The 16466-nt window shown below is 41.2% G+C and carries 11 protein-coding genes; all 11 read right to left on the reverse strand.

All coding sequences use genetic code 11. The features are described 5' to 3' along the window. Positions 1 to 574: 574 nt before the first annotated feature. The gene (locus VP98_RS18265) at positions 575 to 2902 is read right to left on the reverse strand and encodes an S-layer homology domain-containing protein (RefSeq protein WP_052712163.1); all 2328 of its coding nucleotides are present in this window, start codon (positions 2900 to 2902) and stop codon (positions 575 to 577) included. A gap of 331 nt (positions 2903 to 3233) precedes the next feature. After that, entirely contained in the window at positions 3234 to 3518 is a 285-nt protein-coding gene (locus VP98_RS06555) for a hypothetical protein (RefSeq protein WP_046174526.1), read from the reverse strand. A gap of 197 nt (positions 3519 to 3715) precedes the next feature. Next, positions 3716 to 5377, reverse strand: a complete 1662-nt coding sequence (locus VP98_RS18270) for an S-layer homology domain-containing protein (RefSeq protein WP_052712164.1) — start codon at positions 5375 to 5377, stop codon at positions 3716 to 3718. Between the two features lie 309 nt (positions 5378 to 5686). Then, positions 5687 to 6787: a DegT/DnrJ/EryC1/StrS family aminotransferase gene (locus VP98_RS06565; RefSeq protein WP_046174695.1), complete on the reverse strand. Its 1101-nt coding sequence runs from the start codon at positions 6785 to 6787 to the stop codon at positions 5687 to 5689. 165 nt (positions 6788 to 6952) lie between these two features. Further along, on the reverse strand, positions 6953 to 7591 hold the full coding sequence (locus tag VP98_RS06570; protein ID WP_046174527.1) for an acetyltransferase: 639 nt from the start codon (positions 7589 to 7591) through the stop codon (positions 6953 to 6955). A 93-nt stretch (positions 7592 to 7684) separates the two neighbouring features. Beyond that, complete coding sequence (locus tag VP98_RS06575) at positions 7685 to 8290, reverse strand: sugar transferase (RefSeq protein WP_046174528.1); 606 nt, start codon at positions 8288 to 8290, stop codon at positions 7685 to 7687. Positions 8291 to 8326: 36 nt separating this feature from the next. Beyond that, positions 8327 to 9610, reverse strand: a complete 1284-nt coding sequence (locus VP98_RS06580) for a nucleotide sugar dehydrogenase (RefSeq protein ID WP_046174529.1) — start codon at positions 9608 to 9610, stop codon at positions 8327 to 8329. Between the two features lies 1 nt (position 9611). Next, positions 9612 to 10841 (reverse strand): glycosyltransferase family 4 protein, encoded by a 1230-nt coding sequence (locus VP98_RS06585; protein WP_046174530.1) that lies wholly within the window; start codon positions 10839 to 10841, stop codon positions 9612 to 9614. 13 nt (positions 10842 to 10854) lie between these two features. Beyond that, a complete protein-coding gene (locus VP98_RS06590; RefSeq protein ID WP_046174531.1) occupies positions 10855 to 12924 on the reverse strand; it encodes an alginate lyase family protein in 2070 nt (689 codons plus the stop codon). Between the two features lie 6 nt (positions 12925 to 12930). Next, positions 12931 to 15045: a bi-domain-containing oxidoreductase gene (locus tag VP98_RS06595; protein ID WP_046174532.1), complete on the reverse strand. Its 2115-nt coding sequence runs from the start codon at positions 15043 to 15045 to the stop codon at positions 12931 to 12933. Next, the gene (locus VP98_RS06600) at positions 15042 to 16466 is read right to left on the reverse strand and encodes a lipid II flippase MurJ (RefSeq protein ID WP_046174533.1); all 1425 of its coding nucleotides are present in this window, start codon (positions 16464 to 16466) and stop codon (positions 15042 to 15044) included. The genes VP98_RS06595 and VP98_RS06600 overlap by 4 nt, the downstream gene beginning before the upstream one ends.

Raw genomic sequence — 16466 nt, forward strand, 5'->3', positions numbered from 1 at the left:
GACTGGGTTTCTTTGCTCCCGCCGGTTTTCTCCTCTCCCCATGTTGCCATGAGGATACAAACGGCCGGCGATCCCCGCTACTACAAACCCGCAGCCGTTTTTACGGCCTCTCCGGCGCTGATCCGCCTCTTCCGGAAAAACTTCAAACGTTCCGCTGCAGCCATCCCTTCGTTTGACAGCCGTAGGCCTCCACTATTCAGGTATGAGAACGGCCAGGTTAACAGTCAATTACTCTGACCGCCGGTGCATCATTTCAAATGCACGGGTGAATGCCGAACTCCTAGCGAACGATTCACAGCATTCACTACCTCACCCTGCCTGCATGGATTCGTCTTCCTGGCCATAGCTGTCTTTTAAGGAGTCCCGCCTCATATTATGAGTACGCCTTCACCTGACTTCACCCCTTCCGCGTATCAGCGCGTCACTGGATGCAGGAGGATTAGACTCGCGCATAAAGACTGTTCAGCACGGACCGGGCCTTCCCCGGTCAATTGGCTCGCAGCAGTTAGGAAATGTTCTTTCCCGCTTTTTTCCCCGGCATTTCCCGGGTTATAAAGCAACGTTTCGTTTTATTTTATTCAGGAGTGTTTGTCCAGTGGTACTGGCCGTCAACAAGATGCAGGTAATACCCCTCAAGCCCGGTGATACGATAGGCGCTATGAAGCTCTTCTGCTCTGCCATCCGTATAAACTGCAATGTCCTCCCCGAAGCTGTTCTCTCCGTCAAACTTCACTGAGATCGTATCACCTGATGCCCGGGCAGCAAGGCCAATCGCCGCATTTTCCAGGTTACCGGAGGTTGTTACACTGTTAAATTCCACATTCATCAGGCCTTTACTGTCGTTTTCAATATAAAAGCCTGCTTTTTTACCTCCGGTTACCTCTACATTTGCGAAAGCTGCCCCGTCTCCATACACTTCAATAAGATTGTCTTTATTTATATTGTTATCTTCTGTGGTTACCGTAAGGTTCTGCACAGCCACATTGTCTCCTGATATATAAATACCGTCTGATGCATCCGGTTCTTCAGAGACTTTATTTAAAAATAATGTGTGTTCCTGTCCGTCCAGCAGCTTATCCGTTTTTAATTCCACATTCTTGGAAGCAGCAATATCCTGTCCCAATTTCACTTCAGCAAGATGGTTATTTTGAAGAGCCGCCTGCAGCTGCGATTCATTCATTACAACCGCCTCAGCTGCGGCAGATTCGTTTCGATCTACAGCTACATCCGAAGCAAGTTCCGGTGACTGGCTTCCCGATAACGTAATGATTCTCCCCTGGCCCGAAACCTTTGAACCAGGGCTGTTATTGTTAAGTGATCCAACCGTTGCGCCGGCTCCCAGCTCAAGCCAGGCAGACTTATTTAAGTCAATGCTTTTTACGGAGGTGTTGCTGTCAACAGTTAATTTTGTATCCTCGTTCTGAGCATCCTTATCGTCAAACAATAGGCTGTTTCCGCTTGTTTTTTCATTCCATGTAGACCGGCTTACATCTTTAACTGTGATGGTTCCTGTTACAGAGGCACCGTTATTTACGGTTGCATTCGGTGTATCAATAAGTAAATCTCCCTGAATAACAATATTCCGCAGATCAATTGTACTGCCCGCATTACCGGAAATCGTTACATTTCCTTTAATGGTGCTGGTTCCTGTGGAAGGCCCATATTGAATACCGGAAGAACCGGTTGCCGAGATGGTTAAATTTCGTGTGTGTGTCCCGATCATATTTAAAAGCTGTACATCACTGTACGACACACCGCCGCCCGAGGAAGGAGGTGATGCAATGGTGAACGATGTTTCATTAGTAATTGCGCCTATGGAAATTTTCACCCGGTACGTTCCGGCAGAAAGCCCGGTAAAGTCCGTTTTTACATTTCCGTCACCTGTTTTTACTGTTGTCCTGGCAACAGGATCTGTGTGCCCATTCAAATAAAGGGCAACCTCCACCTCAGCGTCTGCTTCGGCATTTGTAATTTTACCTGTCACAGACGCTGAGCCATTGGCCCCGGAAGCAGAAAGGTTTGTAATCGTGACAGCCGGCCTGGCTTCTACTGTAAATGATTTTTCAGCCGCCGCTTTTCCAATCGTCACTTTGACTGTGTAAGGGCCAGCCGGAAGGCCGGTAAAGTCAGCTGTTATTTTTCCATTCACTACTTTTACTGTTTTAGAAGCGGCCGTTTTTCCATTCGAAACAATGTCTACTCTGGCCTCTGTTTGATCTGCTGCCCCTTGCACTGAAGCGGTGATTCCTGCGGTTCCTTCTGCCGCAGCCGTGACAGTTAAATCGTTGATAATGGCCAGCGGCGCCTTCATCTCGGCTTTATACAAGAAAATGGCAAACTCTCCACGCGTCAGTGAATCACTGGTGCCAAACACCGCTGTCGATTTTCCTTTTGTAATCCCACTGCCGACAAGCGCTGCCACCGCTTTTTGATAAGGCATACTTACATCCGTAAAAGAAAGCTTCTCGCTGCTTTCAGCCAGGTTATACGCTTTTTGTATAATGAGCGCAAACTCTCCGCGTGTAATATGCTGGTCGGAGGCGAAAATTGTCTTCGATTTCCCGTTTATGATGCCCGCCGCCTTTAAAGCATTTACATACATTTTAGCCCGCTCGGGTACATCCGTGAATCCTGAATCCGCCGCCTGCGCTGCATCAAGATGAAGAATCTTTGCCAGGATAACTGCTGCGTCCACCCGCTTAATCGGTTGCCCTGTACCAAATTGAGTGCTTGTTATGCCGGCTGCCAGGTTTTGATCGAGTAAATAATCAACTGCTTCCTTATATAAATCTCCTACATCTGTAAACGAAGTGGCCCCAGCCGGGCTAACATATGAAGCGGCCAGCGTTGCAGCTGCCGCAGCTGAAACAAACTTCCGATATTCACTTGATTGATGTCTCATAATTCCCTCCATTTTCCATTTTGGAATAATCCTAAAAATATCTTTAAACCTAAAATACAGTTTATTTTAATTAGTATAAAAGACCTATACATCTTCCTTTTTACCGTTTCCCACCGGATAAACAGCAAAAAACAAGCCTTTTAATCTATTAAAATATACATATAAAATGATATATTAATATTTAGTAGCATACAATGAATAATCTAAAAAATTTCTGATTTTTCTATCTACTATTTTAAGGCTGAAAACAAGAAAAAACCGTCTCAGGAAACCAGTTTTACCGGCAATTTGAGACAGCCTCTTTGTTGTTGCTCTTTAAAAAAACATCAGCTTATAAGTTGTTTCGCTTTTTAATCTTCTCGATCGCTGCCAGAACTTTTTCCAAATCGGAAAGCCCATTTTCTTCAGGGTTGGCAGTCGTTAATATATGGGCCACACGTCTATAGGACAGCTTCTCTCCGTAGCCCATCACTACATAAACAGCCCGCTGGAATTTGTTTTCTTCTCCACTGTCATCCCAGTCCACATCCCCATACCTGACCTCGTAGAAAGCATCTTTACTATGCTGCGGAGCCGGAATGCGAATATAATCGATTGGTTCCTTATGTATGGCCATTTTTCTCTCTCCCTTGTTTTCCTTAATAATCCGTGCTTAAAAATGTTTTGGATGCGGATTCATAGATATCGTAAATAACAGGCTCACTCTGGGTTTCATCAATGATCCAGTAATAAGGAGCTTCCCCTTTTAAAAGAACAGAGAGTCACTTTCTAACTCTCTGTTCCTTCACAGCTTCTATAGCAAGAAGCAAGTATTTACTGGCTTTCTTTTCTGTAAAGCAAAATCGCCATTTCGCCCCGAGTAATGGAATCGTTTGTTCCAAAGACTGTTTTACTTTTACCTGAAGTAATATGATTCTTCACCAGTGCTTTTACGGCTGCTTCGTATCGAGGTGAAACGTCCTTATACTGAAGGGTAATACCTGATCCGTCCAGCTGATAGGCACGTGTTAAAATCAAGGCCATTTCGCCTCTTGTTAACGGGTCGTTTGCGCCGAATGCCGTTTTCGATTTGCCGTTTAAGATTCCTTTTTCGGCCAGGACATTCACCGCACCCTGTGCACGGGCCGGAACATCCTTAAAGCCCGCATTTTTTGCAGACTGCGTATCAAGCTGCAGGGCTTTGGCGATCATGACGGCCGCATCGGCTCGCTTAATTTTGTTGGACACGCCAAACGCCGTATCTGATATTCCCCCGGCAATATTTTCCCGTACTAAATAATCAACAGCTTCTTTGTAAGCACCGGACACATCCGTAAAGTTTTTCATAAGCGAAGTATCCTGAAGAGCCAAGGTATAGACCCCTGTTCCTTTCCCCCAGTCGCCTTTTCCGATTTTCACAAAATAAGTGCCTGCCGGCAGTTCATATTCATCCGACCACTTTTTCGGGTCATTCTCTTTTCCATAAGTGATGTTTTCGTCCGCAAGCTTTTCTTTATCCTCGTTATACAAAACAAAGTCGATATGCTCGGTGTAAGAGGAAACATCCGCTTTGACCCTTGAAGATTTTGCAAGCGTGAACGTGTAGTAATCCACTGCGTCATTCCAGCTTAAAAAGCCTTTTACGCCAGTGCCGTTCAGCGAAAGAGTCTGCGCAATGTCGGTGCCGTTATTCGGCTCACTTTCATTGTTTCCAGCTTCCTTGAACTCTGCGCCGATTGTGTAAACACCCGTCGTATCGCCCCAGTCGCCTCTTTCTACCTTAATGAAATAATCGCCCGGCTCTAAATCAGCCGTGCCGGACCATTTTTTGGGATCATTTTCTTTTCCGTAGGTGATGGGGCTGCCCCAGACCTTTTCACCATCGGAATCAATCAAAGAAATTTTAACGTTTTCTAAGTAAGAGCCTAAAATGGCTGTAAGTGTTCCTGCTTTATGTAATTCTACTTTATAGTAGTCTTCCGAATCGCTCCAGCTCAAGAACCCTCTGACATTCCCCTGGTTCAAGGTCAGCAGCTCTGCAATCTCTGTTCCGTTGTTCGGCTCCTGCTCGGTGTTTTTCGCTGCAGTAAACTCGGTTGAAACCATGTAGTCCCCGATCGTCGTTCCCCAGTCGCCGCTCTTAATTTTAAGCGTATAAGTCCCGGCTTCTACGTTAACAGACTCTGTCCATTTAGCCGGATCATTTTCCTTCCCGTATACACTGGTCTGATTCCAGACCGTTTTCTGGTTCGCATCCAGAAGAGTAATCCGCACATTTTCAAAATAAGAGGAAACATTCACCGTCAATTTCCCTGCTTCTGATACTTGAACCTGGTAAATATGCTCGCGATCTTCCTCTGTCAGTGTACCTGAAGCTCCCTTGCCAGGAACAAGATTGAAGGAAGTGCTCGCTTCCGCCTGGCTCACAGCTGACAATGGCGTTGCCAGGCAAAGAATACCTGTCCACAGCAAAGCGGACAAAAACAATTTCTTCATGCTTTCTTCTCCTTTTGTTTTATTATTTGCTTGTTTTCTAAGGACATTACTATTCGGTACAAAGTTTAGTCAGATTAACCAAAACTTAACGACTAGTTAAAAGTTACTCAAAAGCAAAACAAACAAATCTATTGTATCATAAAAAAGGATTACCGAAAGCAATAATTAGGTACAAAGATATAATAAACAAATGATTAATCATATTATGTAAAAAAAATATTTTTAATTAATACGAATTTACAAACATTTGTTATTAAATCCTTTTTTAAAAAGGATCAGTTTGAAATGAGCATGATGCATTTAACTTGATTACTTTGAAATTATTTCTTTTATAATAAAAATGACTTTTTCTTGTTGTTCTATTGTTAGATTTGACCCGGAAGGCAGGCAGATCCCTTTTTCAAAAAGCTTCTCGGACACACTGTCTTCTTCCGTATGAGGGTAGTACTTCACATTTTTAAATAGCGGCTGTAAATGAAGCGGCTTCCAAACCGGGCGTGCTTCAATATTGTGCTCGGCCAGGCGGTTAATTAATTCTGCCGGTGTAAAGCCGACTTTCTCTGCTTCAATGATCAGTGTCGTCAGCCAGCGGTTATGCTTCGTACCATCCATTTCAGGCATAAAGGTAAACCCCTCTATTTCATTAAATGCTGAAAAATACCGGTTAAACACTGCACGACGCGCGGCAACTCGCTCTTCCAGCACTTCCAGCTGCGCCCGCCCGATGCCGGCTAAAATGTTGCTCATCCGGTAATTATAGCCTTGTTCGCTATGCTGGTAATGCGGAGCTGGATCGCGTGCCTGAGTTGCTAAAAAGCGCGCCTTCCGAAGGGCTTCTGTATCATTCGAAACAAGCATACCACCGCCTGATGTAGTAATAATCTTGTTTCCGTTAAACGAGAAGATTCCGTACTTTCCAAAAGAACCGCTTTTTTTCCCTTTGTACTCTGCCCCGAGGGATTCTGCCGCATCCTCGATGACTGAAACACCATAACGGTCACAGATCGACATAATTTCATCCATCTTTGCACTCTGGCCATACAAGTTCACCACAATCACCGCTTTCGGCAGCCTCTCAGCTTCACTCAAGGCCCGTTCTAGCGCATCCGGTGACATATTCCATGTATCCGGCTCCGAATCAATAAAGACTGGCTCGGCACCCTGATACAAAATCGGATTTGCACTTGCGATAAAGGTGAGACTCGAACAAAATACTGTATCGCCTGATTCCACACCTAACAGACGCAATGCCAAATGAATTGCTGCTGTTCCCGAACTGACTGCTGCTGCGTCCTCGGTACCCGTATACATGGCCACCTCACGCTCAAAGTTATCTACATTTGGTCCAAGAGGTGCGATCCAGTTTTGTTCAAATGCCTCTTTTATATACAATTGCTCCTGTCCGCTCATGTGCGGCGCAGATAAGAAAATCCTTGGTTGTTCTTCTGCCACTTTTGTCCTCTCCCAATAAAGAAAATAAAGTTTCTGCTCAGCAGAAACTTTGAAGCTTAGTTCTTAATAAAGAAAATATTGTACTTTATGAAGAACAATGTTATAATCTATCAATAAGTACTCTTACTTTATGAATACCTTTGTTTTTATCACGGCCGGGACACCAACAGCTGTTTGTTCATGTGGAATATCATTAATCACCACTGCACCAGCGCCAATTGTTGACCAGTCGCCAATTGTTTTGCCTGGAATTACTCTCGCACCGGCACCAACATGAGCGCCGATTCCGACAGTTACATTCCCGGTCATGACACTGCCTGGTGAAATATGTGCATAATCTCCGATAAAATTGTCATGCTCCACAATGGAACCGGAGTTGATAATAACATGCGAACCAATCACTGCCTCTGCATTAATCACCGTTCCAGCCATTACAACTGAGCCGGGACCAATCCGGGCAGAAGGACTGACAAATGAAAAAGGATGAATCAACGTCTCGAAAGTGACACCATAGTCAAAGAGTTTTTTGGCAATCTTCTCTCGTACCCGGTTCGTTCCAATAGCGATTGTAAAAACGGCATCTGTTTCCAAAGCAATCTGCTTTGAATAGGAAACCGGCCCGTAAAGAACTTTATTTCGCTCAAAAACATCAGGATACCGATCGTCAAGAACAGCTGCCAGCTCATAATTGCCGATTGCTTGAATAACATCCCGAACCACTTTTCCGTGTCCGCCCTGTCCAATGATTACAATTTTCCGCACACATTCACCGCCTTTTCCTTCAATCCTTTTATAACTATTATTCTATAATTTTTCCACCTATAATTCTAGTGTATCCTTTTCCCTTAAGCCGCTTTACTTACTCTCATTTTTTTCCGAACCTTTAAACTTTTCTGTCGTCACGTGTCCCTGCTGGCTGACACCTTCCGACTTAAAAACCTTTACAAAGGTCATCATCAGAATCTTAAGGTCCAGCCAAAACGATTGGTTTTCCACGTACCATACATCCAGCTTAAACTTCTCTTCCCACGAAATCGCATTGCGGCCATTTACCTGCGCCCATCCGGTGATTCCCGGCCGTACCTCGTGCCGTCTCGCCTGCTCCGGTGTATAAAGATCCAGATATTCCATTAAAAGCGGACGCGGGCCCACAAGGCTGATATCTCCTTTTAGAACATTAAACAGCTGTGGCAGCTCATCCAAACTCAGCTTTCGCAGCAATTTGCCAAACGACGTCAAACGAATATGATCCGGCAGCAAATCACCAAACTCATCCCGCTCGTCTGTCATGGTCCGAAACTTATACACAAAAAAAGGTTTGCCATGTAAGCCAGGGCGTTGTTGTTTGAAAACAATTGGCGAACCGAGTTTAATGCGTATCAAGAGAGCTATAATCAAAATGACTGGTGATAATAGAACAATGCCTAAAAATGAGCATAAAAAGTCAAATAGTCGTTTCATTACTTACATCCTTTATTTCTAGTCTTTAAAAATATTTTAGGATTCAAGTGTAAACACCTTATTCGAATTCAGCTTGCCAAAGTTGATATACTGAATATCATTGCTTTCAAGACGAACACAATTTTTCGTATCAAAGAGAATCGGCTCTTTCATAAATTGAACCAACTTTTCTTCATCCAGCTTCTTAAATTCATCATGATCCGTTAAAACAAGGACACACTCTGCACCTTGAATAGCCTCTTCAAAAGATGAAAGGTAGAAGTTTACTTGCTCCTGCTGTACATGCGGATCATGAATACCGAGTTTATTCCCTTCAGCTTGAAGCAGACTCAATACATCCATTGCTGGACTTTCCTGCACATCATTAACATTCCCTTTATATGTTAATCCAAACAATGCCACTTTAGAGTTATTGTCAGGAAGCAATCGTTTCACTTGTTCTACTACAAACGCTGGCATAGAGTTATTAATTCGGCGCGCATTTGAGTTAAGCACAGACTGCTCGGGTGCTTTTTCAATAATAAAGTATGGATCATCAGCCAGGCAATGATCCCCTACACCTGGTCCCGGAAGATGAAGATTCACGCGTGGATGATGGTTCGCTAGCTGAATAACTTCTAATGCATCAATCTTAAGCTTCTCTGAGATCTTAACCAATTCATTTACCAATGCAATATTTACATCACGGTACGTGTTTTCCATTAGCTTTGACATTTCCGCACTAACTGCACTTGTTAATAAAATATCTCCCGCAACAAAACTGCGGTATACATCTGCTGCTTTTTGTGCGGATATTTCGTTAATGCCACCTAAAATACGTGTATTTTCTATTAGTTCGATTAAGATACGGCCTCGCAATACGCGTTCCGGGCAGTGAGCCAAGTAAATATCTTCCCCAGGTTTCCATCCAGCTTCAGCTAGTAAAGGCGCAACTACATCATCGATTGTCCTTGGCGGAATGGTTGACTCGACGATAACCGTGTTGCCATCTTTTAAAAATGGCACAATAGCTTTCGTGGCAGATTCCACGTAAGTTAAATCAGCTGTATGATCCGCACGATGAGGTGTCGGGACAGCAATGATAAAGCAGTCTGCTTCAACTGGTGACAATGTAGCTTTTAAACGTCCAGCCTCTACACTTTCTTTTACCAATTCACCAAGACCGACTTCTTCAATATGAATCTCGCCGCGATTTAATTTCTCTACAGCAGTTGAATTCACGTCTACACCCGTAACGTCCCATCCAACTTTTGCAAACATAGCCGCAGTTGGAAGACCAATATAACCTAGTCCAACAACACATAATTTATTGTTATCCATACTATTTTTTCAACTCCTCAATCTTTTGAATATATTTCAGCGCTAAACTTTCACGACTGAAATGCTCCCGTACATAAGACAAACCGCTCTCGCCCAGGTGCTTTTGAAGCTGCTCATTGTGATAAAGACTCAAAATCTTCTCTTTAAAATCAAGGGGATTCTCCGGATCAACATAGTATCCGCTGCCGCTTTCTTCTACAAGCTCTCTTGCCACACCATCAATCCCTAACAAAATCGGCCTCGCACACGACATATAATCAAATACCTTATTTGGATAAACCGTTTTGAACGTGTCAACCTTTTTTAACACGGCTGTGCAAACATCAGATGCGTTACAGAAATCCGGAACCTTCTTTTTCGGCTGTGAATCAACAAAGAGCACATTATTTAATCCTTCATTCTTGACTTGCTCCATCAAATGTTTCTTCTGCATTCCGTCACCAATAAGCATAAACACAATATCTTTATGTTCCTGGCATTCTTTCGCGGTATCGATAAGAGAGTCTAAATGATTCGCAACACCGTGAGCACCCATGTATGTAATGACAAACTTCCCGTGTAAATTATATTCATCACGCACCCAATTCTCTTTCGGGCCCGGCTGAAAAATATCAAGGTCTGCGCCATTTGGAATGAATATAATCTTATCAGGATCAACCCCTTTTTTATCAATGAGTGTTTGTTTAAAAGCCGGTGTCAATACGTTAATTCGATTCGCAAACTTATACGAGAGCTTCTCCACAAGATACGCTGTTTTGATTAAAAAAGAATTAGTCAATACACCCGTATCAATCGCAGATTCTGGCCATAAATCTCGTACTTCAAACACCATTGGCATTCTCTTAAACCATTTTGCAAGAATACCGGTAATCCCAACAAATAGCGGCGGAGAGGTTACAATCATCACATCATGTTTTTTCACATGAAACAAAATAGCCGAAAGCGAGGATAGCGTAAAAGAAAAATATCCCCACAAGCGGCCAATAAATGATTTATTATATGCTTCAGACACATACGTCCGATATAATGTCGTTTTCTCTGAATATTGTTCTTCAGAAACCCATTTCCCTTTATATTTCTCGTCTTTCTTACCCGTTATGTAGTGAACGTTTCCCGCTACAACGGTAATTTGATGTCCTTGTTCTTCCCAGTACTTAACGAATTGGTTGAAGCGAGAACCACCTGGATCGTCTTTTCCCAGGAAATATTGATGCAACACTAATATTTTCAAAAAAAACACCCTTTTATCTCAATTTAAAAATGGTTTGATTACCAATTTTATTTAACTTGATGGTACATTCAGCTAAAAAAACCTCTTCCTGCTTCGATGAAACAGCTCTTTTTAAGTGAGAAGGCCCCGCCACTGTTACAAAACGAGTGAACTTATCTGCATCCGCTTTTAAAACAGCTTGAGGAAACGGTTCCTTGTCTCCATAGTAAAGTGAACGCCACCCGCGCAATGGCTTGACATTCCCTTTATATAACTGAGAGTCAGTTTTCTGATTCGCAAAAATGTTTAATGACCATTCCTCATCATTTTGTAGTTTCATCAGCCATTCATTCGGTTGAGACTGCTCAACTTTTTGAATACCAAATAACCAACCAAGTGATATTTCTTCATTATTTAATGATCCAAAGATATCATCTACAATTATCCATTGTTCATCAACTTGGATAACACCACGTCTATGTGTAATTGAGCCATATCCATAATGTTCTCCTTCAAAAATTTGCATATTGTCGATCTTCTCGGCCCGAAGCGTTTTTGACTTCGTCCAGTTCAACCAAATAAACCTTGAAGCTTTTTTCATCTGGTCCTGATTATTCACCATTACCGTATTGTGTGAAGCAGTGCCGTTAAAGTACAAAATGTGATCCATGTCTGTATTGTAGGAAAACGTTCCGGCATCTGCTAAAATATTTTCCCCTTGATGCCATAAATCAAAATGCAGCATATCTGCCTGTGCAGGACGATGCTTGTATGTTGCACTTCGGATCACTCCAAACGAATCTTCCGTGCGAAGCGTATAATATCCTCCTAAAGGATAAGCTTGAGAGCTCTGCTTCATTTGTGTCACAGAATTCTCTGAGTCTCCTGAAAGCCAATATACAATTTCGTTAACTGATTGATCATCATACAAAAATGTTCCATTCAGCGTATGCCAGGCAACTTGAAGCGCTGGTCGATGATCTAAATAGTCACAAGACGTTAACGGATGAATATAGGCACCATCATTCATTCCATAATTGGGCAGGCGGCCCGATTGGAGATCTTGATGCTGATACATAAATAAAACCGTCTGGCCAAATCGCTTTAAAAACTCATCGTCAAATGAATCATTACTAATTTGAGATAACCGTACAACCCATGTTAAATCCTGAATCGCAAGTCGCTGATAGTTAAAAGAATGCTGAATGTAAGAACCATCCTCATATATTTGCCACATCGCTTCAGACCGAATATATTTCTTGCCGGTTTTTCGCCACTTTTCCGCTTTATCAAAGAAAGGAAAAAGAACTCCCGCTGTATACATACCAGCAGCTTCAGATAAAGAATGATTATTTTTCACCGATTTCAGCGCAAAGTCAAAATGTTTTTCAATGTGATCTGCATGATGATAAATGGCTTTCATCAACACTTCCAATCGCTTTTCAGTTGTTGATGGATGTTTTCGAAAAGCAAATAAGCCAAATGTCCACGCCATCAAACGAAATGACATTTCCTGTCCGCACTTATAATTAGCACCAAGTTCAGGTGGGTTATGCTCTACGAAATCCTCAAAGTATCTCCAAAATGTTTCTGCATATTGATCATTGCCCGTTGCAACATATGCGCGAACAAGTGGATAGACAAATGAAAAACGAGATAACTCCCAAATCCATTTAATATCTCCAAACTCACTTCCCAAATCCGCAATGTCAGTCCAATGCACGTCATGAGGAGCTGATTTTTGAGTGTGAGGACTATATTGCCAGTTTACACGTTCACAGGAAAAAGCATGTTTGCTGAAATATTGAAAAGTTCCATTACAAATCTCATCTGCTTCTTTAATGGCCTGTTCTATTTGAAACACATCTTTTAACTCTGCATAATCACTTGGGATTTCATTAAAGAAGTAATGGTGGGCAGCTTCTTCAACCAGCTGCTCAAATGATTTTTTACTCTTAATCACTTTATGAATATTCATTTCTTCATAAGAAAAAGCCGGGAACTGCTTTTTCAACAGCCCAAGCTTTTTCTCGATTTCATATTTCACTCGAAATGCTGTCCAGCTAAGCCCCATGTTTTGAACCATTTCTAATTTATCTTTCATGAGCAATCATCCTCTTAATTGATCGACAGCGTCAAACGTCGCTTCCGTCACTTCATAGATTTCATTCAACGGAATTGGTGCTTTCCCAGAATAAACGCCACTGAAGAAAGCTTCAATACCCTTTGCATGGCCTTTATCCTGTGACTTCGTTTTAAACCTGTTAAAACTCGGCCATCCATATCCAGTCAGCGTTTTAAAGTTATCAAGTTCCAAAATTTTGCCGCCAACAAAAACATCAAGCCGTTCTTTAGGGAATGATTTATGCCCATTTGCAAAATAATGAACCGTTCCAATCGATCCATCTTCAAAGGATAATTGTATGGTCACTTTATCTTCTAACCCCTCTTCGGATGGATCAGTTATGCTGACTGCTTGGAGATTCTTAATTGGACTGTCAGCCACATAACGAAGTAAATCAATAAAGTGGCAAGCTTCTCCAATAATACGACCACCGCCAACTTCCAAATCCTGCGTCCAATGATCAGCCGGAATCATGCCTGCGTTCACAGTCATAATCATCGCTTTTGGTTTTGAAGTTGTTTCAAGCAGCTTTTTGATTTGCTGTGTATGCGGTGAGAAACGACGGTTAAAGCCCACCATTATGAGCTGTTCATGATCAATGGCTTTAATCTCATCCAATTCATCTCGGGTTAAACAAAGCGGTTTTTCTACAAAAACATGTTTTTTTGCTTCAAGCGACTTTTTCACATAGTGTGCATGAGAATTATGTCTCGTCGTAACAATAACAGAGTTAATTCGTTCATCCGAAAATACATCATCCGCATTCGTTGAAGCTTTAATAAAATTGAACCGTTTCCCAACATGAACGCCGTTTGTACCACCGTTGCTCACAATCGTTTGCTTAAATACATCAAGCCCACTCATCACCGGTAAAAGTGTTTGATTCGTATAATTTCCTGCTCCAATAATACCGACAACCGGCTGCTCTTTCGTCGGACGAATATCATTCAACTGCAATGTCACCGTTGAATACCCCGCATCTGAAAAATCCTTTTCCGGGTACTTTAATACAATTCCGACTGCTGTTTTATCTTCACTTAATGTATTATAAGCCGATACCGCTTCTTCAAATTCATATTGATGGGTAACAAGCGGTTCCACAACCAGTTTTCCTTCGCTCATCATATCTAAAATCGCTTCAAAATTACGCTGCTCGGTCCAGCGCACGAAACCAATTGGGTAGTCCTGACCTTTTTCTTCATAATTTGCATCATAGCGACCGGGACCGTATGAACAAGAAACCTGAAACGAAAGCTCTTTCTCATAAAATTCCGAACGGTTCAACTCAAGACCTGTCACACCAACTAAAATAATCCGTCCGCGCTTTCGTGACATTTGCGCTGCCTGGGAAACCGGATCACTACTCTTTGTCGAAGCCGTAATGATCACCGCATCCGCACCACGTCCATTTGTTTTACTCATCACATAATCAACAATATTCAATCCGCCACCCGCATTCACCGCATCCACACCAAACGACTTGGCCAAATCTACTTTCTTTTGGTCAAAATCAGATGCAATAACTTTACATCCATGCGCACGAAGCAACTGAACCGTCAACAAGCCGATCAATCCTAGACCTGTGACTACAATGGTCTCACCTAACGTCGGTTTGGCAAGTCGAATACCTTGAAGACCGATCGAACCAATCACGGTAAAAGCAGCAGCCTCAGAAGAAACATCATCAGGAATCTTTGCACATAGATTCGCTGGGACCGCTATAACCTCAGCATGAGAACCATTCGACACAACCCGGTCTCCTACTTTAAATTGAGTCACGCCTTTACCAACAGCAATAACCCGACCAGCATTACTGTAGCCTAACGGAATAGGCTGATCTAGCTTCGTTTTCACCGCATTAATGGTTGGCTGCAGCCCATCTGTTTTCACCTTGTCGATGACTTGCTTTACTTTCTCGGGCTGCTGACGTGCTTTTTGAATATAATTAGATTTTCCAAAATCAACAAGCATACGCTCAGTCCCTGCTGAAACTACTGAAGTTTCTGATTGAATCAATAAAAACCCCGTTTTTATTGAAGGGGTTGGAATGTTTACTAGCTCAGTTTCGCCATTTTTTAAGTTTTGAAGTACTTGTTTCACTTTAACACCTTCTTCATCAAAATTTTCAAAGCTTTATTTCCCAAAAAATACTGAATTACTAAATATATAGTTAATGAAATAGCCAAAAGAAAAATATGGATTAGGTTACTTTCCGCGAATTTTTCCGCAAAATATAATATTAGTACCATTGGTATAGATGAAATAAAAGATATTGATAAGGCTTTTTTGTAGATTGTTCTCAAATTTTTATCTAAAAAGATAAAGATTGAGAAAAAATATGCAACTGAAAGTGATAGCGAATAAAGAGCTAAAGATTGAATTTTCAAAGACACCAAATTAAAAATTACAGTTAAAGAAATTATCATTAAAGCACTTAAGTAAATTCTTCTCCATACTTTTAGAACATATAAGATTCTTAGCTGTGCAGAATAAACGGCTAACATAGGTAAAAGGAAAGCAAAATACTTTAACTGAAATGATGTTAAAAATATACTTTGCTCATCAAAATTCCCTCTTTCAAATAAAAAACTTGTTATAAAAGAAGAATAATAGAAGAACACAATCGCGCAAGGAAACATTATTAAAAATATACCACTTACTAGGTCTTCATACATCTTATTAATTTTATCTTTTCCTCGTAGTTTTGTTATTTCCGGAAACATGACTGACAGAACCGCAAACAGGAATATGGAGATAGGCAAATTCATTATCTTATATGCATAATTTATTGCCGAAATTAAGCCTTCATATTCAAAGTAATTTGCAAATATTTTTTGTATTGAGATTAGTATTTCAATCAAGCCATAACCAAGTACTATAGAGAAAAAAGAATGGTAAAAATCAAAACTAAAGCCTTTCCTAAGTTGAAACACAATAAAAAGATTATGATGAATTATTTTACTTATCAAGTATACTATCTGTGCTAGTAAACTTATAAGAAGAGCTAAAACTAAAATTATATAACTCATATACCAATATGATAATAAAATTAAAATTATACTTAAAACAATTTGTATTATAGAAGATTTTGAACCTATATCAAATCTTCTAAAACAGTGAAAATAATAAACTAGTAATACTTGAACTAAAAAAAGCAGGCTAATTAAATAACTAAGGACCACACTCCAAATATTAGCTCCCCTATCTAAAGGCTGGGTGACAACGGACAAGCCTAGAAGAAAAATTAAAATTATTCCTAAAAAGATCACTTCATTTTGCCGAATTATAATTTTCTTTTTATTTAAAGAATAATACGATACTAAAATCATACCTAAAGCAGGCCCAATAGTATTTAATGATATATTTGGGGCAATCATTACTAGGTTGTACCTGTCTGCAATATAGCTCGTCCCATAAAAATATGAAATTTCTATTTCTTTTGCAAAATTTAATACTTTTATTACAACGGTAGAAGCGAGGAGTGAAGCAATTAATGAAAATAAGCTTTTTGAATTTTCCAT

Source organism: Domibacillus indicus, assembly GCF_000970685.1.
Taxonomy (GTDB): Bacteria; Bacillota; Bacilli; order Bacillales; family Domibacillaceae; genus Domibacillus; species Domibacillus indicus.

What these genes read in the sequence shown, in the direction of transcription:
- VP98_RS06600 (WP_046174533.1), bottom strand. Translation starts at nt 16,466, where the DNA reads ATGGAAAATTCAAAAAGCTTATTTTCATTAATTGCTTCACTCCTCGCT.
- VP98_RS06555 (WP_046174526.1), bottom strand. Translation starts at nt 3,518, where the DNA reads ATGGCCATACATAAGGAACCAATCGATTATATTCGCATTCCGGCTCCG.
- VP98_RS18270 (WP_052712164.1), bottom strand. Translation starts at nt 5,377, where the DNA reads ATGAAGAAATTGTTTTTGTCCGCTTTGCTGTGGACAGGTATTCTTTGC.
- VP98_RS06580 (WP_046174529.1), bottom strand. Translation starts at nt 9,610, where the DNA reads ATGGATAACAATAAATTATGTGTTGTTGGACTAGGTTATATTGGTCTT.
- VP98_RS06590 (WP_046174531.1), bottom strand. Translation starts at nt 12,924, where the DNA reads ATGAAAGATAAATTAGAAATGGTTCAAAACATGGGGCTTAGCTGGACA.
- VP98_RS06565 (WP_046174695.1), bottom strand. Translation starts at nt 6,787, where the DNA reads ATGAGCGGACAGGAGCAATTGTATATAAAAGAGGCATTTGAACAAAAC.
- VP98_RS06575 (WP_046174528.1), bottom strand. Translation starts at nt 8,290, where the DNA reads ATGAAACGACTATTTGACTTTTTATGCTCATTTTTAGGCATTGTTCTA.
- VP98_RS18265 (WP_052712163.1), bottom strand. Translation starts at nt 2,902, where the DNA reads ATGAGACATCAATCAAGTGAATATCGGAAGTTTGTTTCAGCTGCGGCA.